This is a genomic window from Streptomyces fulvoviolaceus (assembly GCF_000718165.1).
Classification (GTDB): Bacteria; Actinomycetota; Actinomycetes; order Streptomycetales; family Streptomycetaceae; genus Streptomyces; species Streptomyces fulvoviolaceus.
This window is the reverse complement of the sequence record NZ_JOEY01000042.1, coordinates 36039-60497: the sequence shown is the minus strand read 5'-3', so window position 1 is coordinate 60497 and position 24459 is coordinate 36039. Positions and strand designations below refer to the sequence as shown.

Sequence of the window (24459 nt, the reverse complement as noted above, 5' to 3'; positions counted from 1 at the left end):
GGTGTGAAATGTCCCCCACTTACGACGTGATCGTCATCGGCCTCGGCGGCATGGGCAGCGCCGCCGCCCACCACCTCTCCGCCCGCGGCGCCCGCGTCCTCGGCCTGGAGAAGTTCGGCCCGGTGCACAACCGCGGCTCCAGCCACGGCGGTTCGCGGATCACCCGGCAGTCGTACTTCGAGAACCCGGCCTACGTCCCGCTGCTGCTGCGCGCCTACGAGCTCTACGACGACCTGGAGCGGGCCACCGGCCGCGACATCGCCACCCTCTGCGGCGGCGTGATGCTCGGCCCGCCCGACTCGCCGACCGTCTCCGGCTCACTGCTCTCGGCCCTGGAGTGGGACCTGCCCCACGAGATGCTCGACGCGAAGGAGATCCGCCGCCGCTTCCCGACGCTCACGCCGAAGGACGACGAGGTCGCGCTGTACGAGAAGAAGGCGGGGCTGCTGAAGCCCGAGAACACGGTGGCCGCCCATATCCAGCTGGCCACCCGCCAGGGCGCCGACCTGCACTTCGAGGAGCCGATGACGCGCTGGGAGCCGTACAAGGACGGCGTCCGCGTGCACACGGCCGAGAACACCTACACCGCAAGCCAGTTGGTGATCTGCCCGGGCGCCTGGGCACCGGAGCTGCTCACCGATCTCGGGGTGCCGTTCACCATCGAGCGCCAGGTCATGTACTGGTTCCAGCCGAAGCAGGGGGTCGAGCCCTTCCTCCCGGAGAACCACCCCATCTACATCTGGGAGAACGCGGCAGGCGTCCAGGTCTACGGCTTCCCGTCCATCGACGGCCCCGACCTCGGCGCCAAGGTCGCCTTCTTCCGCAAGGGCCAGGTCACCACCCCGGAGACCATCGACCGGACGGTGTACGACCACGAGGTCCAGGCCATGGCGGACCACATGTCCGGCTGCGTCCCGGGCCTGCCCGGCGCCTATCTCAAGGCCGCGACCTGCATGTACTCCAACACCCCGGACGAGCACTTCGTGATCGCCCGGCACCCCGCGCATCCGGAGTCGGTGACGGTGGCCTGCGGCTTCTCCGGACACGGCTTCAAGTTCGTGCCCGTGGTCGGCGAGATCCTCGCCGACCTGGCCCTGACCGGCTCCACCGAGCACCCGATCGGCCTCTTCGACCCCGCCCGCCTCGCCGCCGCGCCCGCCTGAGGAGCACGCACGTGACGACGACCCCCGCCCCCGAGAGCCCTCTCTCCACGGCCCACCAGATCTCCCCCAGTCTGATCGCCACACTGCCGGGGAACTACTACACCGACCCGGAGATCTTCCGCCAGGAGTCGGAACACCTGTTTGAGTCGATGTGGTTCTGTGCCGTCCGCAGCGCCGACCTGGACAAGCCCGGCGCCTTCCGGACCGTGCAGATCGGCCGCGAGAACGTCATCATCAACCGCACCCGCAAGGGCGAGCTGCGAGCCTTCCTCAACATCTGCCGCCACCGCGGGGCCCGGCTGTGCATGGAGGAGTCCGGCGAGGTCAAGCGCAGCCTCCAGTGCCCGTACCACGCATGGACGTACGACCTCGACGGCAAGCTGGTCGCCGCGCCCAACCTGATCAAGATGCCCGATGTCGACCGGGTCGAGTACGGGCTGATCAAGGTCCATCTGCGCGAGTGGCTCGGCTACGCCTGGGTGTGCCTGGCCGACGAGCCGCCCTCCTTCGAGGACGCCGTCATGTACGCGGCCGTGGAGCGGCTCGGCGACCCGGCCGCGATCGAGCAGTACGGCACCGAGAACCTCGCGCTCGGCAAGCGGATCGTCTACGACGTCAAGGCGAACTGGAAGCTGATCGTCGAGAACTTCATGGAGTGCTACCACTGCGCGACGATCCACCCCGAGCTCACCGACGTCCTCCCCGAGTTCGCCGACGGCTACGCCGCCCAGTACTACGTCGGCCACGGCGCCGAGTTCGGCGAGGAGATCAAGGGGTTCACGGTCGACGGCAGCGAGGGCTTCGCGAAGCTGCCGTCCGTCTCGGACGACCAGGACCGCCGCTACTACGCCATCACGGTGAAACCGACGGTCTTCATCAACCTCGTACCGGACCACGTGATCATGCACCGCATGTTCCCGATGGCCGAGGACCGCACGATCGTCGAGTGCGACTGGCTGTACGCACCGGAGGTCGTCGAGTCCGGGGCGGACGTCTCGAAGTCGGTGGAACTCTTCCACAGGGTGAACGAACAGGATTTTGAAGCCTGTGAACGAACGCAACCGGCGATGGCGTCGCGAGCGTACCGGAAGGGTGGTGTGCTGGTCCCCAACGAGCACCACATCGGGATCTTCCACGAGTGGCTCTTGGAGAAGCTGGGAGGCAGTCATGCCGGACCTGTTCATTGACGGCGCATGGCGGGGCGCGGTCGACGAGCGCACGCGCGAGATCCGCTGTCCCGCCGACGGCTCCCTGGTGGGGGTCGTGGACGAGGCGGGCGGCAAGGACACGGTGGAGGCGATCGCCGCCGCCCGCCGTGCCTTCGACGAGGGGCCCTGGCCAAGAACCTCGCCGAACGACCGCGGTGACCTGCTGCTCCGCGTCGCCGACCTGCTCATCAGGGACAAGGACACGCTCGCGCGGGCCGAGTCCCTGGACACGGGGAAGCGGCTCGTGGAGAGCGAGTACGACATCGACGACATCGCGAACTGCTTCCGCTACTTCGGGCGGCTGGCGGCGAGCGAGACCGGCCGGGTCATCGACACGGGCACCGAGAACGTGGACAGCCGGGTGGTCTACGAGCCGGTCGGCGTCTGCGCGCTGATCACGCCGTGGAACTACCCGCTGCTGCAGACGGCCTGGAAGGTCGCCCCGGCCCTCGCGGCCGGCAACACCTTCGTGCTCAAGCCGAGCGAGCTGACCCCGCACACCGCGATCCACTTGATGCGCCTCCTTGACGAGGCCGGACTGCCCGCGGGCGTCGGCAACCTCGTCCTCGGCGCGGGACCCGAGGCAGGCGCCCCGCTCGGCGACCACCCGGACGTGGACCTCGTCTCCTTCACCGGCGGCCTGCAGACCGGCCGCCGGCTGATGGTGGCGGCGGCCGCGACCGTGAAGAAGGTCGCACTGGAACTCGGCGGCAAGAACCCGAACATCGTCTTCGCCGACGCCGACTTCGACACGGCCGTCGACATGGCGCTGACCGCGGTGTTCCTGCACTCCGGGCAGGTCTGCTCGTCCGGGGCCCGGCTCCTGGTCGAGGACTCACTGCACGACCGGTTCGTGGACGAGGTCGTACGACGGGCCCAGCTGATCCGGCTGGGCGGACCGTTCGACGAGCAGGCGCAGACCGGGGCATTGATCTCCGCGGCACACCGGGACAAGGTCGAGGCGTACGTCGCCCAGGGGCTGGAGGAGGGAGCCGTGCTGCGCTGCGGCGGCGTCCGCCCCACGGGACCGGGCCTCGACGAGGGCTTCTACTACCCGCCCACCGTGCTGGACGAGTGCTCCGCCCAGATGTCGGTGGTCCAGGAGGAGTCCTTCGGACCGGTGTTGACCGTCGAGCGCTTCACCAGCGAGGACGAGGCGGTGCGGCTCGCCAACGACACCATCTACGGCCTGGCCGGCGCCGTGTGGACGACCGACGAGGCCAAGGCCGCGCGCATGGTCAAACGGCTGCGCCTCGGCACGGTCTGGATCAACGACTACCACCCCTATGTGCCGCAGGCGGAGTGGGGCGGTTTCAAGCAGTCGGGCTTCGGCCGCGAGCTCGGGCCCTCGGGGCTCGCCGAGTACCGCGAGGCGAAGCACGTCTGGCGCAACACCGCACCGGTGCCGCAGGGGTGGTTCGACTAGAACTTCCCTGATCCAATGGGGCGTTGGCCTAAACCCACCCGTAACAAGCAGCACATCACCCCCACGTATACCTACCCCCCTCACCGATCCCGGCCCCCGCACGAGCCGCTCCCCTCCCCTCCTCCGGCCCCTCAGGAGTCCGCTCATGACGACAACCGAGCAACCAACAGGACCACAGACCGACGACGCCGAACTCGCCGAGTTCGGTTACAAGCCCGAGCTCAAGCGCACGCTCGGCAACTTCCACACCTTCGCCGCCGGCATCAGCTACATCTCGATCCTGACCGGTACGTTCCAGCTGTTCTACTTCGGCTACGGCAGCGGCGGCCCCGCGTACTGGTGGTCGTGGCCGATGGTCTTCGTCGGCCAGTTCATGGTGGCCCTGTGCTTCGCCGAGCTGGCGGCCCGCTACCCCGTCGCGGGCTCGGTCTACAACTGGTCGAAGAAGGTAGGCAATCCGCATCTGGGTTGGCTGGCCGGCTGGACGATGCTGATCGCGTCGATCGTGTCGATCTCGGCCGTGGCACTCGCCTACCAGCTGACGCTGCCGCAGATCTCCGACGTGTTCCAGATCGTCGGCGACGGCACCGGCAAGTACGACGTGGCGACCAACGCGGTCATCCTGGCCGCGGTGTTGATCCTGTTCACGACCCTCGTGAACGCCTTCGGCGTCAAGCTGATGGCCACGATCAACTCGGCGGGCGTGTTCATCGAGCTGATCGCCACCGTCGTACTGATCGTCCTGTTCGCCGTGCACATAACGCGCGGCCCGCAGGTCGTCACGGAGACCAACGGCACCGGGGCGGGGTACGGCGCCGGCTACCTGGGCGCGTTCCTGGTGGCCTCGCTGGCCTCGGCGTACGTCATGTACGGCTTCGACACGGCCGCCTCGCTGGGTGAGGAGTCCGTGGACCCGTCCCGGAACGCGCCCCGCGCGATCATCCGGGCGATCGTCGCCTCTTTCGTCCTGGGCGGACTGATCCTGCTGCTCGCGCTGATGAGCGTCTCCAGCCTGAAGAGCGGGGAGTTGTCCACGGACGGTCTCCAGTACATCGTCCTCGACGTGCTCGGCTCCACGGCCGGCAAGGCGATGCTGTGGTGCGTGCTGATCGCGGTCACCGTCTGCGCGCTCGCCGTGCACACGGCGGCGATCCGGCTGGCGTTCGCGATGTCCCGGGACAACAACCTGCCCGCGTCCTCGCTGATGGCCAAGGTCAGCCCGCGTTTCCAGACCCCGGTGCTGCCGGCCGTGATCATCGGCATCCTGGCGCTGGCGATCCTGGTGGTCAACATCCGCCAGCCGCAGATCTTCACGGTCGTCACCAGCATCGGCATCATCATGATCTACCTCGCCTACCTGGGCGTCACCGGGCCCATGCTGGTGGCGCGGCTGCGCGGCAAGTGGCAGCCGGCCGGCGACGGCAAGTTCTCGCTGGGCCGTTGGGGCCTGCTCGTCAACATCGTGGCCGTGCTGTGGGGCGCGGGCATGACGATCAACCTGCTCTGGCCGCGTGCCTCCGTCTACAACGCGACCGCCCCCTTCCACTGGTACCTCCAGTGGGGCGCGGTCCTGTTCGTCGGAGTGATCATGGGCGGCGGCTTCGCCTACTACTGGTTCATCCAGCGGCACCGGACCGGTGTGCTCGCCGAGCACAAGCTCGAGGAGACGGCGCCGGCCGCTCCCTTCGCCACCCCGGCGGCCGACTGAGTTCAGGCTGCGATGCGGCTGTGTATGCGGCTACAAGGAGGTCAACACTCATGAACACCGATGAGTTCGACTACGTCGTGGTCGGCGGCGGCACCGCGGGCAACGCGGTGGCGGCCCGGCTGTCCGAGGACCCCTCGGTCACCGTGTGCGTCCTGGAGGCGGGGCCCAGCGACGTCGGCGACGACGACATCCTCAAACTCGAACGCTGGATGGGCCTGCTGGAGTCCGGCTACGACTGGGACTACCCGGTCGAGCCGCAGGCCAGCGGCAACAGCTTCATGCGGCACGCCCGGGCGAAGGTGCTGGGCGGCTGTTCCTCGCACAACTCCTGTATCGCCTTCTGGGCCCCGGCGGAGGACCTCGACGCCTGGGCCGCCGGCGGCTGTACGGGCTGGAGCGCCGCCGATCTCTTCCCGCTCTACCAGCGGCTGGAGAACAACGACGCTCCCGGCGACCACCACGGCCGCACCGGCCCGGTGAAGCTGCGCACGCTGAAGAGCGACGACCCGTGCGGTACGGCCCTGTTGGAGGCGTGCGCGCAGGCCGGGATCCCGACGACGCCCTTCAACACCGGCTCGACGGTGGTCCGGGGCGCCAACTGGTTCCAGATCAACTCCGACGAGAACAACATCCGCCAGTCGTCCTCCGTGGCCTACCTCCACCCGGTCATGGGCAAGCGGCCGAACCTGGAGGTGCGCACGGGCGTACGCGCCAAGAAGCTCGTGCTCGACGGTCGGCGCTGCGTGGGCGCCGAGTACCTGGACCCGGACCTGATCCACACCCGGACGGTACGGGCCCGACGCGAGGTGATCGTCTCCTGCGGGGCGATCGACACCCCGAAGCTGCTGATGCTGTCCGGCATCGGACCGGCCGCGCATCTGCGCGAGGTCGGTATCGAGGTCGTGGTCGACTCGGCGGGCGTCGGCGAGAACCTCCAGGACCACCCCGAGGGCGTGATCATGTGGGAGGCCAAGCAGCCCATGACCACCACGTCCAGCCAGTGGTGGGAGGCGGGCATCTTCTACGACACCGAGGAGGGCCTGGACCGGCCCGACCTGATGTTCCACTACGGCTCGGTGCCGTTCGACATGAACACCGCGCGGTGGGGCTACCCCACGTCGGAGAACGCGTTCTGCCTCACCCCCAACGTGACGCGCGCGAAGTCACGGGGGACGGTGCGGCTGCGGACGCGGGACTACCGGGACAAGCCGATGGTGGATCCGCGGTACTTCACCCACGAGCACGACGTGCGGGTGATGACGTACGGGCTGAAGCTGGCCCGCCGCATCGCCTCGCAGCCGGCGCTGAGCGGCTGGGCGGGAGCCGAGTTGGCCCCCGGCCCGGACGTCCAGACCGACGAGGAGCTGCTCGACTACATCCACAAGACCCACAACACCGTCTACCACCCGTCCTGCACCGTGAAGATGGGCGCGGACGACGACACCTCGGCCCCGCTCGACGCGCGGCTGCGGGTCAAGGGGGTCGAGGGTCTGCGGGTGGCCGACGGTTCGGTGATGCCGGATCTCGTCACCGTCAATCCGTGCATCACGACGATGATGATCGGCGAGAAGTGCGCGGATCTCCTGAAGGAGGACGCCTGATCAACCGGCGGTCGGCGCGGGCCGTTTGAACATCCGCGTCGCCGTGATCTCGCTGTGTACCGCTTCACCTTCTCCGGCCGGGGCCTGCTGCGGCAGTCCCGGCCGGAGGTGTTCCTCCACGCTGATGTACTTCAACCCGGCCCGCAGGTCCGCGTCGTTCCGCAGCCGGATGACGAGCGGGAACTCGGCGAGCGCGGTCGTGTCGAACAGGCCGGTGGTGTAGAGGAGTTGGACGCCCAGGGCATCCGACACCGCGCGCTGGAGTTCCAGCAGATAGGTCGCGTTGGCCCGCCCGATCGGGTTGTCGAGGAACAGCGTGCCGGCATGCCGGTGCTTGTCCCGTCCCCGGTCATTGCTGCGGAGCGCCGCCATTGTGCAGTACAGCGCGATGGCCGCCGTGAGCAACTGCCCACCGGAGAACACGTCGCCCATCTGCCCGACGGGCACGCGCTCGGCCCTCAGCACGGCATCCGGCTTGAGGATCTCGACGGCGACCCCCTTGGGCTCAAGGGCCGCGCCCACACCCCGCAGCAGCAGCGACATGCCGTCCCGCCGCATGTCGGAGTTCTTCTTCACGGCCGCCCGGGTCGCCTCGTCGATGACCTCGCCCAGCCGCTCGGTCAAAGTCGCCTGGTCGGGCTCCTCGAAGCGGATGCGCAGGAACTCCTGCCCGGACCACTCACCGAGGCCTTCCGGCAGCCGGGACAGCCGCTGGGCGGACCTGAGCGTGGCGAGGGCCGACTCTACGAGCCCCCGCAGCCGGTCCACGATCGAGTCCCGGTTCCGCTCCAGCTGCGCCAACTCGTCGGTGAGGACCCGGAGTCGGGGCGCGAACGCGTCGGCCCACTTCTGCGCGTGCTCGGGCAGCGCCGAGGCGGGCAGCTCACGGATCTGCTGCCGCGCCGGGGTCCGAACCTGTTCGTAGCGCGTGGAGTTGGCGTGCCGGACGAGCACGTCGCTCGCCTCGCGTACGGCGGACTCGGCGGCGGACAGGTCGGCGGCGCAGCCGCGCAGCGACCGGCGCGCCTCGGCGGCGGACTGCCGGGCCTCCTCCGGGCTGCCCGGGTACGGCTCCGGCTCCTCCTGCTCCTCCTCCGAGGCGTGCTCACGCATCAGGTCGCGGAGCATCGCGGCGATCTCGTCGAATCCGCCGGCCGCGTCCTCAGCGGCACGGTGGGTGTCGAGGAGCTCGGCGTGCGCCTCCCGCGCCTGGTTCAACGCCTCGGTACGGGAGGCGAGTTCGGCGGTCGCCGTGCGCAGCAGCGCCTGGGCGTGCTCGGCGTCGCGCGGCTGGAGTTCCTCCGACAGCTCGGTGTGCGCCTCGCCGTCCTCGGGCGCGTGCCGCTCGGCCTCGCCGCGCAGCCGGCCGAGCTGCTCGCTCGCGGTCGACATCCGGGTCTCCAGGAGCTGCACCAGCTCGTCGGCGCGGGCGACGGCGGCCTGTCGGGAGGGCCCGTCGGAGCCGTCGGGCGACTGGAGCAGCTGCTCCGCGCGTGTGCGGACCTTGTTGCTGAGCCGGTCCAGCTCGGCGCGCGCCGCGCTCTCGTCGCTCTCCGCACGGGCCTGCTCGGCGCGCAGGTCGGCGCCGACGCCGACCTTCTCGTACAGCTGGGACGCGGCCCGGTAGGCCTCGCGCAGGGCAGGCAGGGACGCCTTGGACGCGTCCGCGTCGTCCGCCGGTACGTCGTCGGGGGCGCCCGCGATCTCGGCGCGCTCGGCGCGCAGCGCGCGGGCGGTGCGGCGGGCGTCGTCGGCGCCGCGCTGGGCGGCGCGCCGGTCCTCGTCGGCGGCGCGGGCGCGCTCCAGGCACGTCTGGGCGCGGGCCTCCGACTCGGTGGCCTCGTCGGCGAGTTCGCGCAGCTTGACCTGCCAGCCGGCCCGCTCGCGCAGACGGTAGGCAAGCCCGGCGAGGGCGTCGGCGGCGCGCCGGGCCTTCTGCGCGGCCTCCTGCCGCTCGTCCCGCGCTTGTGCTGCCTCGGCGGCGGCTTCGTCGGCCTCGGCGCGGACGGTCCGGGCCTCGGCCAGCTCGGCCTCGGACTCCTCGGCGAACACCCGCGTGTCCTGCGCGGCCTGCGCCAGCTCGACGAGCCGCCCGGCCGGGCAGCCGGTGCGCCAGGAGGACAGCCGCGCCGCCAGCTCCCGGTCCTTGCCGAGCCGGGCCGCGAGCGACCGGATCTCCTCGTCGCGCTCGGTCGCCCGCGCACGCAGCGCCTGCCGTTCCTCGTCGGCGGCGTGCTCGTCGTGCATGGCGGGGTTCGGCGGTACGAGGAAGACGTCCCCGTTGTCCGAGTCGGGCGCCGGGGTCGGTGCGAGCAGGGCGGCGGCCGTACCGACGGCGACGGCGGACCGTGGCAGCAGTGCCGCCTCGCTCAGCGCCTCGCGGGCACGCGCGTGCGTGGCCGGGTCGGTGATGATCACGCCGTCGACCAGCTCGGGCCGGGCGGCCAGCACGCGCGCGTGGTCGGCGGGGTCGACGGCCTGGGCGAGGTAGCGCCAGCCGGGCAGCGCGGGGATGCCGTGCTCGCCGAGGAACTCGACGGTGGCCAGCACGTCCGGGCCGGGCGGCAGCAGCCCGCCGTCGCCGAGCGCGCCGAGGATCCGGGAGTCGTCGGCGGCGGCGGTACGCAGTTCGAAGAGCTGGCGTTCGGCCGAGGAGACGGTGTCGTCGAGCAGTTCGCGCAGCTCGTCGGCGAAACGGTCCAGGTCCTCGGGGGTGAGCGCCCCCTGGTCGCCGGCGTCCGTGTCGTGCCGGGGCTGCGGGACCACGGAACGGGCGTCGCCGCCGCTCAGACTCAGCAGCTCCGCCAGCCGCGGCTCCGCCGCCAGGGCCTCGGCGAGGCGGCGCTCGGCACCGTACGACCGCTCGGCCGCCGTGGCCGCGTCCGCCGCGCGGGCCGCGGTCAGCTCGGCACGGGACTCCGCACCGCCCGCTTCGCGCGCGTGCTCGGTGGCCCGCCGCGAGGCCTCACGCGTGGTGTCCCACGCGGCGACGGCCGTCTTCTCGGCATCGCTGGCGGCGAGCGCGGCCCGTGCCGGGTCGGCATCGGGTGCGCTGTCGTCGAGCCAGCCCGCGCGCACGGCCTCGGCGGTCTCCTGCTCGACCTCGCTCAGCCGCTGGCGAAGGTGACCGACCTCGCTGCGGGCGCGCTGTGCCTCGGTGGCGGCGGCGGTGGAGTCCCGGTGGGCGGACTCGCCGATCTCCTGGAGTGCGGCGGACCGCTCCTCCCCTTCGTTGGCGAGGGTCTCGGCGCCTTCGGCGGCCGCGTGCAGGGCCCGTACGAGATCGACGGCGGCCTTGGCGCGGGCGGCCAGCGCGGGGGCCGCGTCGCGTTCCGCCTCCTGGATCGCGACGGCCACGCGCGCGACCCGGTCGGCGGCGGCGCGGTGACGCAGTACGGCCTCTGCGGCCTGCCAGGCGGAGTGCAGCGTGCGCGCGTCGGCGAGCTCGCGCTTCTGCGCGGCGGCCGACTTCTCGGTGGCGGCGAGCGCCAACGAGGCGTGCCGGTAGGCGAGTTCGGCGGCGATCAGCGCGCTGCGCTCCCGACCCGCCTCGGAGTGCGTGGCGGCGTACGCGGCGGCGGTGACCCGCTGTGCGAGGTCGGCCGCCCGCACTCGCTCCTGGGCGCCCCGCGCGGACAGCCGCCGCGCGAGGGACCGCGTCCGGCGCTCGGCCCCGGCGTGGATGTCCCGCGCGCGGGAGCGGGCCTCGGCGGCCTCGACGATCCGGCCGAGCAGGTCGACCGACCCGGCGGTGAAGTCCCGTTCGGCGATCAGCTCCGCCCGGCGCCCCAGCTTGTTGCCGAAGCCGCTGACGAGGTCGGCGAGACCGTCGGTGTCGCGCGTGTCGGTCACGGCGCGCAGCAGCAGGTCGGTGAAGTCGGAGTCCTTCTTCACCGCGAAGAGGCCGGCGGCCTCGCCCTCGTCGGCGTTCATCTCCCGCTGGTAGCGGAAGAGTTCGGGGTCGAGGCCCAGGTCGCCGAGGTGCTCGATCCACCGGTCGTGGATCTCCTCCCAGTGCACCTCCAGATGCGGATACGCCTTGCCCGCCTCGGTGAGGGCATCCCTGAAGCCCTTCATGGTCCGCCGGCGCCCCTGCGCGCCCGACTGCCCCTCGACGGACGGCCGTACGGCGGTGGACTCGGCGACCGGCAGGTTGTCGAGGCTCAGCCCGGGCCCGGGCCGGAAGGAGTACCAGGCCTCGGCGAACTTCCGCGGGTCGTTGGAGACCTGACGTCCCCGCCACTCACTGGCCTTGCCGACGACAATGCACTCGCCGGTCAGCACGTGCTGCCACTCCAGCGCCACGTGCCCGCAGTCGTCGGCGAGCAGGAACTTCCGCAGCACACCCGAACTCGCACCACCGAGGGTGTTGCGATGGCCGGGCAGCATCACGGAGAAGATCAGCTTGAGCAGGACGGACTTGCCGCCGCCGTTCTCCAGGAAGAGCACACCGGCGGGCGCCGGGCGCCTCGGCGGACCGACGGGCTCCTCCTCGAAGAACTCCGCCTGGGTGGGCGCGGGGTCGGGCACTTCCGCGCCCACACCGCGCAGGTCAAGCACGGTGTCGGCGTAGCGCGCACCGGCGGGACCGATGGAGTAGAGGCGGACCCGGGACAGCTCGTACATGGCGGACTCTCGTAAGTCTTCGGCAGGTGGGGGGAGTTCAGGAGGAGGTCGACGCGTGGAACGGCAGTCCGGCGTCGGCCACCAGCCCCAGGTCTTCGCTGTCCTCGGCGGGCAGCAGGGTGGGTGTGCCGTCGGTGACCGGGACGACGCCCAGCTCGAGGAGCTCGGCCATGGCGGCACTGCCCGCCATGTCCCGCACCTGGAGCTGGTAGCGGGCGGTCGTCCGATACGTACCGCCGTTGTCGTCACCGGTGCGCTGCAGGAATCCGGAGTCGGTGAGGAAGGCGGCGGCCTTGCCGACGATGCCGGTCGTCGACCCGGCGAGCCGACGCGCGTCCTTGGTGGCACCGGTCGCGCTGCGTCTCGCCCAGATCCGCCAGGCGGCCTCGAGACCGGGTGCGTCGGTCGCCGGGTCGGTGTTCTCCCCCACCTCCTCGGCCCGCTCCTCCAGCCGCCGACATGCCTGCCGTACGAACGCGTCGACGCCGTTGACCGAGACGCGCCCGATGTACCCGTCGTCGGCAAGGTCCTCGGGTCGCGGAAACGCCATCGCGGCGACGGCGAGATGGGCCAGCCCGTGCAGGAACCGGTCCCCGGAGTCGGCGGACGTCCGGCGCGCGTAGTCGCCCATGCGCACGGCGAACACCGAGTCCTCGGCGGCGGTCACGGCCATCCCCGCGCGTGGGGACACCTCAAGGACGACGAGCCCGAGCCCGGCGGCCACGGCATCGGCGAGCCGCGCGAACGGCGGGTCCTCCCGATACCGCCGCAGCAACTCGGTGTACTCCTGGTCCCGCGCGGGCTGCAGCTTGGGCTGCAGCCCAAAGGCGACAAGCCGAGCCGCGTCGGCGGCGTCGGCGGGCGTGACGGCAGCGGGCGCCGAAGGGGCGGGGGCCTCCGCGTCACTCCACTCGACGTGCTCGCTCACGACTCAATCTCCTCGAACTTGAAAACGGGGGAGCAGCTTGCCCACCTAGGGGCGCGGGGAACTGCGCGACCAGCCACAGCGGACCCGCAGCCGCCCACCGGCACAAACATCACGCCGCCTCCGCCCGATCCGCAGCCATCCCCACCGCATCCAGCAACGCCGTCCCCACAATCAGGTCGGCCCCACCGAACTCGGGATCATCAAGCTCGGTCCCGTCATCCACGGCGAACACCAGCTTCTCCTCGCCCTGCCGGTAGGCAGTCCCCACCGCCGGACTGGCTGCGTGAACAGCCAACAAAGCAACGAGATACGGCAACTCGGGATCCCGCCGACGAGCCTCGGCCAGCAACCCCGAAAGCCGTCGCGGCGCATCCGCGGGCAGATCAAGGAGCTCCGTCGCCGCCGCCAGCTGTTCCTCACTGAACCGACTGTCGTCCGGCGTGGCGATGAGATCCGGCTCCGGCATCTCCGCCCCCAGATGCTCCCGCTCCAACGGCGGCGTCAGCAGTATGTCGACAAGGTCACCCACCCGCACCGACACCGGCGTACGCAACCCGGTCCCGCGAGCGAAGAACGCGTCGGTGACCCGGGCCGCCTGCTCCAGCGGCAACGGCAGAACGGGCGCGACCAGATGCCCGTACAGATCTATCCCGGACGTCGTCATGGGCGTGGCGAAGGCCTGCCGGTCCTGCTCCGCACGGAACAGCGGACCCGCCTCCAGCAACCGCGACTGCAGCTGCGTGTGCCGCCGGATGCAGTCCTTGACGATGTCGACCAGCTCGGCGGCCCGCCGCTTCTGCTCCGGGTCCTCCGACTCGTCCCGCGCTCTACGAATGTTCGTGAGGATCGCGTTCTCGTGGCGGTACCGGTCGGCGACGTGGTCGAGCGCCTCGGTGATCATGTCGGGCACGGCGTTGAGCCAGTCCACGGCCCGGACATTGCGCCGGGTCGCGTCCAGCGCCCTGCGCAGGGTCTCCGAGTACTGCACGGTCCGGTACCGGGCCTGCTCGGCGGCCAGCTGGGCGTCGGCCAGCCGCCCTCGGCTGATCAGCACCTCCAGCTTGACCTCGGCGGCAATCTGCGCGCTGGTGACGTCGGTGTCGAGGGCGCCGACGAGGACGTTGACCGCCTCGTCCGTCGTACGGAGGTACACGGAGCCGCCGGGTCCGGGCACCTCCTCGATCAGCTTGAAGTCGTAGTCACGGCGGACATACGTGCCGTCCGTGGCGAACGTGCCGTACACCGCGCGGAAGCCACGGTCGACGCTGCCGACGTTGATCAGGTTCTCCAGAACCCAGCGGGCCACGCGCTCATGCTCGGTGACCGGCCGCTGCGGGGCCTGGGCGGCGATGCGCGGGATGAGCCTGGCCACTATCTGGTCGTGATCCGCGCCCGTGTCGAAGTCCATGTTCAGGGTGACCAGGTCGATGGCGGAGAGGGCCACCTCCGCCATGCCGTACACCGAGTACTCGCCCGCGAGGTTGGCCTTGCGCGCATCGAGGTCGTGCAGCGGCGCGGTGCAGGCGAGCGCGCGCAGCCGCCGCGCCAGCCCTTCGTCGGCGGCCGGGCCCGGTGCGGGGCGCGGCCCCGCGCTGAGCTGGGGCGGAACGCTGTCCGTCGATGCAGGCGAAGTCACGGTGCACAGACTAGGTCCTCGGTCTGACAACTCCCCAAACGACGCGGATCGCCTCCGGCGGTCGGGCGGGCGACTACCGGTTGTGTTTCAGCTGCGGGCCGGTGGGGGCTTGTCGCGCCCCACGCGGCGGAGCCGCATATCGGACACAGCCCCGCGCCCCTAAAGGGCGTTTTCGTCCCCCACCCTTCGCCTGTACACCTCGACCACACGCTCCAGCGAGTCCTCCAGGTAGACCCCCAGCAGATTCTCGGCCTCCTGCCGGTCCCCCGCCTCCAGCGCCTGGAGGATCTGCTGGTTTCGGGCGAGGTACGGCTCATGCAAGGCCTTGGGGTCGTCCGCGACGTGGAAGGCGAGGCGCAGCTCGGCGAAGACGCTGCGCATCAGCTCGTTGGTGCGGTCGCTGCCCGCGAGCGCGACCAGCTCCCGGTGGAAGTGGATATTGGCCGTACCCACCACTTTCCAGTCACCTTCGTGCGCTGCCCGCCGGCCCTCCGCCACGACCTCGGCGAGCCCGTCCAGCGCGTACGGCGGCTCGCCCAGCCCCCGCACCACCGCGCACTCCACGAGACCGCGAGTGCGGTAGATGTCCTCGACGTCCTCCACGGTCAGGACCCGCACGAACACGCCCCGGTTGAGCTCGTGGACGAGCAGGCGTTCGTGCGTGAGCAGCCGGAACGCCTCGCGCAGTGTGTTGCGGGAGACGCCGAGCGCGCCGCCGATGCTGTCCTCCGACAGCCGTGTCCCGGGCGGGAAGTAGCCCTCGGCGATGCGGCTTCTGAGGATGTCCGAGACCCGTTCGGCCGTGCTCGTACGACTCAGGAGGGCGCGGTCGTCGGCCAGTCCGCTCAGCTGCTCTGCCATGCCCGGAATTCAACCGCAGACACGAGAACGAAACAACAGGGGTATTGAAGGATCGTTGAACGATCCTCTACCTTGCTGTTCACCGCACGGCTCTGCTCCGCACCCTCCGTCCTCCCACTGCGAGGTGCCCATGAGCACGACCCCTCCACCGCAGGCCCTGACCACCGACGCACACCCCTCGACGACCGAACGCCCCGCCGATGACGGGGCGTTGGGCTGGTTCCGGGCCCTCGGTCCGCGCGGCCGCCGCGCCTTCGCCGGCGCGTTCGGCGGCTACGCCCTGGACTCCTACGACTACTTCACCCTGCCGCTGAGCATGGTCGCGCTGGCCGCGTACTTCGGCCTGGACAGCGGCCAGACCGGCCTCTTCACGACCGTCACGCTGGTGGTCTCCGCCGTCGGCGGCGCCCTGGCGGGCGTGTTCGCGGACCGGGTCGGCCGGGTCAAGGCGCTGATGATCACGGTGATCACCTACGCCGTCTTCACCGTGGCCTGCGGCTTCGCGCCCAACTACGAGACGCTGCTGGTCTTCCGGGCCCTCCAGGGCCTCGGGTTCGGCGGCGAGTGGGCGGTCGGCGCGATGCTGGTCGCCGAGTACGCGAGCTCCAAGCACCGCGGCCGCACCCTCGGCGCCATCCAGAGTTCGTGGGCCGTGGGCTGGGCGCTGGCCGCGATCATGTACACGCTGGTGTTCTCGTTCCTGGACGACGACCTGGCCTGGCGCGTGATGTTCTGGACCGGCGCGCTGCCCGCGCTGCTCGTCGTCTGGATGCGGCGCCGGGTACAGGACGCTCCCGAGGCGGTCGCCGTACGCGAACAGAGTTCCCAGAAGGGCTCGTTCACGGCGATCTTCAAGCCCGGCCTCCTACGTACGACGATCTTCGCGGGGCTGCTCTCCACCGGTGTCCAGGGCGGCTACTACACCCTCGCCACCTGGGTTCCGACCTACCTGAAGAGCGAGCGCGGCTTGTCGGTCGTCGGCACCGGCGGCTATCTGACGTTCCTCATCTCCGGCGCCTTTCTCGGCTACCTGACCGGCGGCTACCTCACCGACCGGCTGGGCCGCCGGCGCAACATCTGGCTCTTCGCCCTGCTGTCGGCGGTCTGCATCCTGGCGTACGCGAACATCCCGAGCGGGGCCAACACCCTGCTCCTGGTGCTCGGTTTCCCGCTCGGGTTCTGCATGTCGGCGATCTTCAGCGGCTTCGGGTCCTACCTGAGCGAGCTGTACCCGACGGCGGTGCGGGGCACGGGCCAGGGCTTCACCTACAACACCGGCCGCGCGGTGGGCGCCATCTTCCCCACGACGGTCGGCTTCCTGGCCGACAGCTGGGGCGTGGGCGGCGCGCTGGTCTTCGGCGCGATCGGCTACGGCATCGCGGCGCTGGCCCTCCTCGGCCTGCCCGAGACACGCGGCAAGGAGCTCACGTGAACCGTACGGAAGACCGCCCCCTGCCCCTCGTCGACGAGTACGCGCACGCGTGGAGCCCGGAAGACGCCCGCTTCCGCTTCCGCGCGGGTCTGGCGGGCCCCACCGCCGGGGTCGCGGCCGGCCACACCCAGGTCAACCTGATCTCGGTGCCCGCCGACTGGGCGTACGACATGCTGCTGTTCTGCCAGCGCAACCCCAAGCCCTGCCCGGTGCTCGACGTCACGGACGCCGGCTCCTTCACGACCGTCCTCGCGGACGGCGCGGACCTGCGCACCGATCTGCCGCGCTACCGGGTGTGGGAGAACGGCGAGCTGGTGGACGAGCCGACGGACGTGCGCGCGCACTGGCGCGGCGACCTGGTGTCGTTCCTGATCGGCTGCAGTTTCACCTTCGAGTGGGCCCTGTCCGGGGCGGGCGTCCCGATCCGCCACATCGAGCAGGGCCGCAACGTCCCGATGTACGTCACCGGCCGCGAGTGCCGCCCGGCGGGGCGGCTGCACGGCCCCCTCGTGGTGTCCATGCGGCCGGTGCCGCCGGAGCATCTGGCGGCCGCGATCCGGGAGAGCAGTCTGCTCCCGGCGGTGCACGGCAGCCCCGTACACTGCGGCGATCCCTCGGGGCTGGGCATCGACGACCTCGGCCGCCCCGACTTCGGCGATCCGGTGGACGCCGAACCCGACGACATCCCGGTGTTCTGGGCCTGCGGAGTGACCCCGCAGGCCGCGGTGATGGCCTCACGCCCGCCGTTCGCCATCACCCATGCACCGGGGCAGATGTTCCTCACCGACGCCCGCGACGAGCAGTACCGCGTGGCCTGAGAAGGAGACACGAAGGATCCATGACCTCCATCGATCTCAACGCCGACCTCGGCGAGGGCTTCGGCCACTGGCGGCTGACCGACGACGAGCAGTTGCTGTCCGTCGTCACCAGCGCCAACGTGGCCTGCGGGTTCCACGCCGGGGACGCGGCCACCATGCGGCGGGTGTGCGAGCTGGCGGCCGGGCGCGGGGTACGGATCGGCGCCCAGGTCTCCTACCGGGACCTGGCGGGGTTCGGGCGGCGCGCGATGGACGTGCCGCCCGCCGAACTGGCGGCCGAGGTGGCCTACCAGATCGGTGCCCTGGAGGTCTTCGCGCGGGCGGCGGGCACGCGCGTGTCGTACGTCAAGCCGCACGGCGCGCTCTACAACCGGGTCGTGCACGACGAGGAGCAGGCCGGCGCGGTCGTCGACGGCGTGCTCCTCGCGGACGCCACGCTGCCCGTGCTCGGGCTGCCCGGTTCGCGCCTGCTGGACGTGGCCGGGAAGGCGGGGCTGCCGACCGTCACGGAGGCGTTCGCGGACCGCGCGTACACCGAGGAGGGCACTCTGGTGCCGCGCGGACAGGACGGCGCCGTGGTCACCGACCCGGAGGCGGTGGTGGAGCGCTCGCTTGGCCTGGCCCGGGACGGTGCGGTCGCCTCCCACTCCGGCTCCCGCATCGAGGTCACAGCGCGTTCCCTGTGCGTGCACGGGGACACCCCGGGGGCCGTGGAGCTGGCCCGCCGGGTCCGGGAGCGGCTGGAGGCGTCGGGCGTCCGGGTGGAGGCCTTCGTATGAGGGCGCTGCCGGTCGGTGACGGTGCCCTGCTCGTCGAGGTGGCCTCGGGCGACGAGGCCCAGGCCCTGCACGCCGAGTTGGTGCGCCGCCGCGCGGAGGGCTCGCTGTCGGTCCGCGAGATCGTGCCCGCGGCCCGCACGGTCCTCCTCGACGGCCTCGACGATCCGGCCCGTCTGGCATCCGAACTGACCGCCTCCGACGTACCGCCCGCTCCCCCACGCGCGCGTGACGTCGTCGAGCTCCCGGTGCGCTACGACGGCCCGGACCTGGCCGATGTCGCCGCCCACTGGGGTATCCGCGAGGAGGAGGTGGCTCGCATCCACGCGGACACCGAATTCACCGTCGCCTTCTGCGGATTCGCCCCGGGTTTCGGCTACCTCACCGGTCTGCCGACGCGCTTCGACATCCCGCGCCGGGCAACCCCGCGCACGGCTGTCCCGGCCGGGTCGGTGGGCCTGGCGGGCCCGTACACCGGCGTCTACCCACGCTCCTCGCCGGGCGGCTGGCAGCTGATCGGCACCACCGACACGGTGTTGTGGGACCACGCGCGCGTACCGGCCGCACTCCTTTCGCCGGGCACGCGCGTGCGCTTCGTGCCGGTGGGGGCGGCGTGACCGACCGCGCGCTCGCCGTCGTACGGTCCGGGGCGCTGACCACCGTCCAGGATCAAGGGCGCCCCGGGCACGCCCACCTCGGCGTACCCCGCTCCGGGGCTCTGGACGGACCCGCGGCCGCCCTCGCCAACCGCCTGGTCGGCAACCGGTCCGAGGCGGCCGTCCTGGAGACCACGCTCAACGGCTGTGCAGTACGCCCGCGTTCGACGGTCACCGTGGCTGTCGCGGGCGCGCCCTGCCCGGTCACGGTGGACGGCCGTCCGGCAGCCTGGGCCGCACCGGTGCGCGTGCCTGCCGGGTCACTCCTGGATGTCGGACCGTCCCTCTCAGGGCTACGCAGCTACGTGGCCGTCTCCGGAGGAATCGCCGTCGAGCCGGTCCTCGGCAGCCGCTCCACGGACCTGCTGTCAGGCCTCGGCCCGGCACCGCTCACGGACGGCACGGTGTTGCCCCTGGGCACCCCGGACGAGCTCCACGCACGCGTGGACGTCGCTCCGCAGCCGGCGCCCCCGACCGAACTCGTCCTACGCGTCACACTCGGCCCCCGAGACGACTGGTTCGCACCCGAGGCGGTACGCACCTTCACCACCCGCACGTTCCGAGTGTCCTCAGCGAGCAACCGCATCGGACTACGCACGGCAGGCCCGGCCCTGGAGAGGACGCTCAAGGGCGAACTCCCCAGCGAGGGCATGGTGCTGGGCGCGGTTCAGGTCCCGCCGGACGGCAGACCCGTCGTCTTCCTGGCGGACCACCCGACCACTGGGGGCTATCCGGTGATCGGGGTAGTCCGCGAGCCAGACCTGCCGGCAGCGGCCCAGGCGGTACCGGGAACCCCGGTGCGCTTCATCAAGGTACGCAGCCGCTAACGCCCTCATAGGGGCGCGGGGAACTGCGCGACCAGCCCCCACGCACCCGCACCCGCCAACGACCCCTCAAGCCGCCTCCACCTGCTGCTCCCCCGACGCCACCGACAGCGCGGCGAGTGCCGCAGACACCGCCGCGGAGGCCCGCAGATCAAGCCGCGCACTAGTCCCCCGCGCGCGATGCCGCATCTCATCCGCGGCAAGCGTCAGCAACTGCGGCAGCAGATCGGTACAACGCCGCACCACCCACCCCGTACCCGCCGTGGCCAGCCACAACAGGCTCGCCGACTTGGTGGGCACCGGAAACTCGGGCTCGGGCGAGGGAGCCGTCCCCGTCGCAAGCCCCCGCTCCGCCAGCAACGCATGAGCCCGCGCGGCCAGTTGCCGGTGCCCCCGTTCGCTGGGATGCAACCGATCCGCGCTCCACATCGCACGGTCAGTGGTCCAAGTCCCCTCGGCCGCATGCAAATGCACGGCCCCGTACCGCTCGGACAGCGCGTGCACCACGGTGTTGACCGCCCGCTGCCGCCGGGCCAGCGGACGCGCCAGCGCGCCCGGCAGCCCGAGCATCGTGCCGGGGTCGGGCAGGCATGCCGTGAGCAGGACGGCGCCCTGTTCAGCGAAGGCCGCGTACACGCGGTCGAGCCGCGCGGCCACGGCATGGATGTCGAACGTGCAGCGCAGGGTGTCGTTGACGCCGACGACGACGGACGCGATGTCCGGCCGCAGGGCGAGCGCCGCGGGCAGCTGCCGTTCCAGGACATCCCGCGTCTGCGATCCGCTCACCGCGAGGTTGGTGAAGGCCACCTCCCCCTCGCCGAGCCCGCCGGCGAGCAGTGCGGCCCAGCCGCGCCACCCCTCGCCGACGGGATCGCCCACGCCTTCGGTCAGCGAGTCGCCGAGGGCGACGAAACGCGGGGCTCTCATGCGACGCCCCCAGGCACCCCGGGCCGTACGGCCGTCACCGCGTCGTGCGCGGCGAGGAACGCCTCGACCGCCGTTCCCCACCCGAAGCACTCCGCACGCGCGCGTGCGGACTCCCGGCGCTGGGCCGCGGGACGGTCGAGGAGCATGTCCACGGCGTCCGCGAAGGCCTCGCCGTGGTCCGCGGCGACGGCCCCGGCGGAGCCGATCACCTCCGAGAGCGCGGAGGACGCACTCGCCACCACGGGCGTACCGCAGGCCATCGCCTCCAGGGCCGCGAGCCCGAACGTCTCGGCGGGCCCCGGCGCCAGGCACACGTCGGCGGAGGCCTGGAGCGCGCCGAGCAGCCCACGGTCGGAGACGTGCCCGAGGAAAGTGACCGGCAACCCGCGCTCGCGCGCCCGCTGTTCCAGCCGCGCCCGCAGCGGCCCGTCCCCTGCCACCACCAGCACCGCCCGCCGACCGCGCCGTACCAACGCCTCCAGGGCGTCCAGCGCGGTGCCGGGCCGCTTCTCGACGGACAGCCGGGAGCACATGACGAGCAGCGCCTCGTCCTCGCGCGCGTGGACGGCCCGCAGCCCGGGGGCGCGCAGCGCGGGGTGCCGCGCCACCAGGTCGACGCCCAGCGGCGCCCGTACGACGTTGCGTGCCCCGATCCGCACGAACTCCCGCTCGGCGAACTCCGTGGTGCACACCACGCGCGCGTACGTGTGCGCCGTACGGGTGTTGAGGGCGTCGGCGGCACGCCGGGCCGCCTCCTCCGGCAGACCCCAGGTGCGGAGCACACCGTCGGCGGTCTCGTGGGAGACCATCACGGCGGGCACCCGGGCCCGTCGCGCCCACTTGCCGGTCCACCTGAGCGTCGTGCGGTCGGAGACCTCCAGCCGGTCGGGCGCCAGTTCCTCCAGCAGCCGGGCCACCCGCCGCTTGTCGGCGAGGACGCGGTAGCCGCCGGTGCCGGGCAACAGCGGGCCGGGCAGGGTGATCACCCGTCCCTGCTCGGTCTCACGGTCGCTCACGCGCTCGCCGGGCACGATGAGCACGGGGTCGTGGCCGGCGGCCTTGAAGCCCTTGCCGAGCTCGCGCAGGGCGGTGCGCAGTCCGCCGGAGGCCGGTGCGACGAAGTTGGCCAGCCGCACTATTCGCAAGGCGCTCATGCCGCCATCACCGTATTCCGCGTGGCGAGCACGGACGCGTAGTGCCCGATCAGCTGGTCGCCGACTGCGGCCCAGGTGCGCCCCTCGACCATCGCCCGCGCGGCGGTGCCGTAGGCGGCCCGCAGCCCGGGATCGGCGGACAGGGACCAGACGGCGTCCCGTACGGCGGCCGCGTCGCGCGGCGGGACCAGGAGCCCGGTGCGCCCATGGGCGACCAGGTCGAGCGGGCCGCCGGCGGCGGGGGCGACGACGGGCACGCCGCTCGCCATGGCCTCCTGCACGGTCTGGCAGAAGGTCTCGAAGGGACCGGTGTGCACGAAGAGGTCCAACGAGGCGAAGATCCGGGCGAGTTCGTCGCCGGTGCGGCGGCCCAGGAAGACCGCGCCCGGCATGGCCTGCTCAAGGTTGGGCTGGCTCGGCCCGTCGCCCACCACCACGACCCGGACGCCCTCCAGGCGGGAGGCGTCCGCCAGGAGCTCGACCTGCTTCTCGGGGGCGAGCCGGCCGACGTAGCCGACGATCAGCTCGCCGTTCGGGGCGAGTTCACGGCGCAGCGTCTCGTCCCGCAGTTCGGGACGGAAGCGGGCGGTGTCGACGCCGCGCGCCCACAGCTTCACCCGGGGCACACCGTGCGTCTCCAGGTCGTGCAGGGCGGCGCTGGACGGGGCGAGGGTGAGGTCGGCGGCGGCGTGGACGGAGCGGATGCGGCGCCAGGCTGCCGCCTCGCCCGCGTGGACGTAGGTGCGGGCGTATCCGGCGAGGTCGGTCTGGTAGACGGCCACGGCGGGGATGCCGAGCCGGGCGGCGGCCGCCATGCCGCGGACGCCGAGGATGAAGGGGCTGGCCAGGTGGACGACGTCGGCACGGTGCTCGACGATCGCCGCGGCCACGCGCCGGCTGGGGAGGGCGACGCGGACCTGGGGGTAGCCCGGGAGCGGTAGGGAGGGGACACGGACGACAGGGCACGGCGCCAGGGCATCGGCCCCGGGCCCGGTACCGGCCGCGGTGGCCGGTGCGACGACGAGCGGAGAGTGACCGCGATCTACGAGGTGCCGGGCGGTCTGGAGCGCGCAGTGGGCCACGCCGTTCACATCGGGGGGAAAGGATTCGGTCACGATGACGACACGCATACCCGTGTTGTCGCCGTACTGGACGTGCCCGCGTCAACGTGGATCTTTCCGAAGGAGGAACGTCCCATGAGCGTTCCGCTGCACACCCGGGCAGGTCAGGCCACGTCCATGCGCGCCTGACCCGCGGGTCACCCCGTGTTCACACAGCCGAGGAATCGGGCCCGATCCGGCTACGAACGGCCGTCTGGACCTCGGCCTCCTCGGCCGGATCCGCAGCGAGCCGGCGGAGCCGCTCGACGACCCTGGCGTCACCGGTCTCGGCGTGCCGGGCGGCGATCTCGCGGGTGGTCTCCTCGCAGTCCCAGAGGCACTCGACGGCGAAGCCGGTGGCGAAGGAGGGGTCGGTTGCGGCGAGCGCGCGGGCTGCGCGGCCGCGGAGATGGGACGAGGCCGTCTCTCGGTAGATATGGCGGAGCACGGGTGCAGCGCAGGCGATGCCGAGCCGCCCGGTGCCGTCGACGAGGGTCCACAGGGTCGGTGCGTCGGGGCCTTCGCCCCGCACGGCCTCCCGGAGTGCCGCGAGGACGAGGTCCTTGTCCTGGGCCGCGCCCCGGCAGGAGAGCATGCGTCCGGCGGCGGCGCCCAGCGGGTCGGGCCGGCGGGCCCAGCCGCGCGCCCGGTCGACGGCGGCGACGCTGCGCATGCGCTCGAAGGCGTCGACGGCGGCCTCCACGACGGCTGTCGAGCCGGTGACCACGGCAGCCTCGATCAGGTCGAGGGCACCCGGATCATTGCTGTCGGCGAGATAGCGCAGAGCGGTACAGCGGGCTCCGTCGGTGCCGTCCTTGGCGGCGGCGAGGATCTCGGGCCGGTCCTCGGGGCCGGCGACGGCCGTGAGGCAGCGGGCGGCGGGCACATGCAGCGCGGCGCCACGGTCCATACCCTGCTGAGCCCACTCGAAGACGGCCTGCACGCTCCACCCCGGACGGGGCCCGGTAGGTCGCATCTGCCGCTGCCAGCGGTCGAAGCAGCCGGTCTCCTGAGCGGCACGCACGCGCGTGGCGATCGATTCGCGCGGATCGTCGGCCCACAGCCGCCAGGGCCGGGGTTCGAAGGCGTCGCGCACGACGGTGGCCAGCTCGGCCTCGCCCTCGGCGTCGGTCGCGAAGCGGGCCAGCACGGGCGCCGCCAGGGCACGCAGCCCGGCGTCGTCGTCGCGCAGCGCCAGTTCGTCCAGCGCCCAGGCCCAGTTGGCGCCGGAGGCGGCGTACCTGCGCAGCAGTTCGAGCGCGTCGCGCCTGCCGTAGGAGGCGAGGTGACCGAGGACCGCGAGGGCGAGCCCCGTGCGGGACTCCTCGGTGTCGAAGACGTCCTCGACGTCGAAGAGATGCGCCTCGATCTCGTCCAGCTCGCCGTTCAGGTCGAGGTAGAGACGGGCGTAGTACAGCGAGCGGTTCTCCACCTGCCAGTCGTGGCGGGGGTCGCGCAGCACGCAGTGGTTGAGCGCCGCGAGCGCCTCGGCGCGCGGGGCGGTGAGCGCGTGCAGTGTGCCGTCGCCGCGGCCCCGCTGAAGCAGGCCGAGCAGCGTACCGCTGGGCGCTATGACCGGATCGAACATGGGAAACAGCCTCACATCAAGCGTCGA

Annotated in this window: 18 protein-coding genes; 10 read left to right on the top strand and 8 right to left on the bottom strand. The window is 71.9% G+C overall.

What is annotated here, in order from left to right; translation table 11 throughout:
* The first annotated feature begins 8 nt into the window (after positions 1-8).
* The 5 genes from solA (at position 9) to IG08_RS0137200 (ending at position 7106) form a co-directional block, all read left to right on the top strand.
* Positions 9-1163, top strand: a complete 1155-nt coding sequence (solA, locus tag IG08_RS0137220) for an N-methyl-L-tryptophan oxidase (RefSeq protein WP_030613402.1) — start codon at positions 9-11, stop codon at positions 1161-1163.
* A gap of 11 nt (positions 1164-1174) precedes the next feature.
* Entirely contained in the window at positions 1175-2350 is a 1176-nt protein-coding gene (locus IG08_RS0137215) for an aromatic ring-hydroxylating oxygenase subunit alpha (RefSeq protein WP_030613400.1), read from the top strand.
* Positions 2331-3797 carry an aldehyde dehydrogenase family protein gene (locus IG08_RS0137210; protein ID WP_030613398.1) on the top strand — a complete coding sequence of 489 codons (1467 nt, stop codon included), beginning with the start codon at positions 2331-2333 and terminating at the stop codon, positions 3795-3797. Before IG08_RS0137215 ends, IG08_RS0137210 begins: the two co-directional genes overlap by 20 nt.
* 145 nt (positions 3798-3942) lie before the next feature.
* Complete coding sequence (locus IG08_RS0137205; RefSeq protein ID WP_030613395.1) at positions 3943-5505, top strand: APC family permease; 1563 nt, start codon at positions 3943-3945, stop codon at positions 5503-5505.
* Positions 5506-5555: 50 nt separating this feature from the next.
* Positions 5556-7106 (top strand): GMC family oxidoreductase, encoded by a 1551-nt coding sequence (locus tag IG08_RS0137200; protein ID WP_030613391.1) that lies wholly within the window; start codon positions 5556-5558, stop codon positions 7104-7106.
* Here the strand turns inward: IG08_RS0137200 and IG08_RS0137195 are convergent, their stop codons facing one another.
* The 4 genes from IG08_RS0137195 to IG08_RS0137180 all read right to left on the bottom strand — a co-directional run bounded on the left by IG08_RS0137195 (position 7107) and on the right by IG08_RS0137180 (position 15157).
* Complete coding sequence (locus tag IG08_RS0137195; protein WP_030613388.1) at positions 7107-11732, bottom strand: hypothetical protein; 4626 nt, start codon at positions 11730-11732, stop codon at positions 7107-7109.
* 37 nt (positions 11733-11769) lie between these two features.
* Positions 11770-12660, bottom strand: a complete 891-nt coding sequence (locus tag IG08_RS0137190; protein ID WP_030613385.1) for a hypothetical protein — start codon at positions 12658-12660, stop codon at positions 11770-11772.
* A gap of 109 nt (positions 12661-12769) precedes the next feature.
* On the bottom strand, positions 12770-14296 hold the full coding sequence (locus tag IG08_RS0137185) for a hypothetical protein (RefSeq protein ID WP_030613382.1): 1527 nt from the start codon (positions 14294-14296) through the stop codon (positions 12770-12772).
* Between the two features lie 159 nt (positions 14297-14455).
* The gene (locus IG08_RS0137180) at positions 14456-15157 is read right to left on the bottom strand and encodes a GntR family transcriptional regulator (RefSeq protein WP_030613380.1); all 702 of its coding nucleotides are present in this window, start codon (positions 15155-15157) and stop codon (positions 14456-14458) included.
* 130 nt (positions 15158-15287) lie between these two features.
* Between IG08_RS0137180 and IG08_RS0137175 the strand changes: the two genes are divergently transcribed.
* The 5 genes from IG08_RS0137175 to IG08_RS0137155 are packed head-to-tail and all read left to right on the top strand — an operon-like array spanning position 15288 to position 19666.
* On the top strand, positions 15288-16589 hold the full coding sequence (locus IG08_RS0137175; protein ID WP_030613378.1) for an MFS transporter: 1302 nt from the start codon (positions 15288-15290) through the stop codon (positions 16587-16589).
* Entirely contained in the window at positions 16586-17407 is an 822-nt protein-coding gene (locus tag IG08_RS0137170; protein WP_030613375.1) for a putative hydro-lyase, read from the top strand. Before IG08_RS0137175 ends, IG08_RS0137170 begins: the two co-directional genes overlap by 4 nt.
* A 20-nt stretch (positions 17408-17427) precedes the next feature.
* Entirely contained in the window at positions 17428-18186 is a 759-nt protein-coding gene (locus IG08_RS0137165; RefSeq protein WP_030613372.1) for a LamB/YcsF family protein, read from the top strand.
* Complete coding sequence (pxpB, locus tag IG08_RS0137160; protein ID WP_030613369.1) at positions 18183-18800, top strand: 5-oxoprolinase subunit PxpB; 618 nt, start codon at positions 18183-18185, stop codon at positions 18798-18800. Before IG08_RS0137165 ends, pxpB begins: the two co-directional genes overlap by 4 nt.
* Complete coding sequence (locus IG08_RS0137155) at positions 18797-19666, top strand: 5-oxoprolinase subunit C family protein (RefSeq protein WP_030613365.1); 870 nt, start codon at positions 18797-18799, stop codon at positions 19664-19666. The genes pxpB and IG08_RS0137155 overlap by 4 nt, the downstream gene beginning before the upstream one ends.
* A gap of 66 nt (positions 19667-19732) precedes the next feature.
* On the opposite strand, the gene IG08_RS0137150 is transcribed toward IG08_RS0137155, so the two are convergent.
* From IG08_RS0137150 to IG08_RS0137135, 4 genes are all read right to left on the bottom strand, one after another.
* Positions 19733-20590, bottom strand: a complete 858-nt coding sequence (locus IG08_RS0137150; RefSeq protein WP_030613363.1) for an SGNH/GDSL hydrolase family protein — start codon at positions 20588-20590, stop codon at positions 19733-19735.
* Positions 20587-21744, bottom strand: coding sequence for a glycosyltransferase (locus IG08_RS0137145; protein WP_030613361.1), 1158 nt, complete (start codon positions 21742-21744; stop codon positions 20587-20589). Before IG08_RS0137145 ends, IG08_RS0137150 begins: the two co-directional genes overlap by 4 nt.
* On the bottom strand, positions 21741-22874 hold the full coding sequence (locus IG08_RS0137140) for a glycosyltransferase family 4 protein (protein ID WP_030613358.1): 1134 nt from the start codon (positions 22872-22874) through the stop codon (positions 21741-21743). The genes IG08_RS0137145 and IG08_RS0137140 overlap by 4 nt, the downstream gene beginning before the upstream one ends.
* Positions 22875-23013: 139 nt before the next feature.
* On the bottom strand, positions 23014-24432 hold the full coding sequence (locus tag IG08_RS0137135; protein ID WP_030613355.1) for a HEAT repeat domain-containing protein: 1419 nt from the start codon (positions 24430-24432) through the stop codon (positions 23014-23016).
* Positions 24433-24459: the final 27 nt, after the last annotated feature.

Excerpts from the sequence above, each read along its gene's own strand:
- solA (WP_030613402.1), top strand. The coding sequence starts at position 9 with ATGTCCCCCACTTACGACGTGATCGTCATCGGCCTCGGCGGCATGGGC.
- IG08_RS0137210 (WP_030613398.1), top strand. The coding sequence starts at position 2,331 with ATGCCGGACCTGTTCATTGACGGCGCATGGCGGGGCGCGGTCGACGAG.
- IG08_RS0137205 (WP_030613395.1), top strand. The coding sequence starts at position 3,943 with ATGACGACAACCGAGCAACCAACAGGACCACAGACCGACGACGCCGAA.
- IG08_RS0137200 (WP_030613391.1), top strand. The coding sequence starts at position 5,556 with ATGAACACCGATGAGTTCGACTACGTCGTGGTCGGCGGCGGCACCGCG.
- IG08_RS0137195 (WP_030613388.1), bottom strand. The coding sequence starts at position 11,732 with ATGTACGAGCTGTCCCGGGTCCGCCTCTACTCCATCGGTCCCGCCGGT.
- IG08_RS0137180 (WP_030613380.1), bottom strand. The coding sequence starts at position 15,157 with ATGGCAGAGCAGCTGAGCGGACTGGCCGACGACCGCGCCCTCCTGAGT.
- IG08_RS0137175 (WP_030613378.1), top strand. The coding sequence starts at position 15,288 with ATGAGCACGACCCCTCCACCGCAGGCCCTGACCACCGACGCACACCCC.
- IG08_RS0137165 (WP_030613372.1), top strand. The coding sequence starts at position 17,428 with ATGACCTCCATCGATCTCAACGCCGACCTCGGCGAGGGCTTCGGCCAC.
- pxpB (WP_030613369.1), top strand. The coding sequence starts at position 18,183 with ATGAGGGCGCTGCCGGTCGGTGACGGTGCCCTGCTCGTCGAGGTGGCC.
- IG08_RS0137150 (WP_030613363.1), bottom strand. The coding sequence starts at position 20,590 with ATGAGAGCCCCGCGTTTCGTCGCCCTCGGCGACTCGCTGACCGAAGGC.
- IG08_RS0137145 (WP_030613361.1), bottom strand. The coding sequence starts at position 21,744 with ATGAGCGCCTTGCGAATAGTGCGGCTGGCCAACTTCGTCGCACCGGCC.
- IG08_RS0137140 (WP_030613358.1), bottom strand. The coding sequence starts at position 22,874 with ATGCGTGTCGTCATCGTGACCGAATCCTTTCCCCCCGATGTGAACGGC.
- IG08_RS0137135 (WP_030613355.1), bottom strand. The coding sequence starts at position 24,432 with ATGTTCGATCCGGTCATAGCGCCCAGCGGTACGCTGCTCGGCCTGCTT.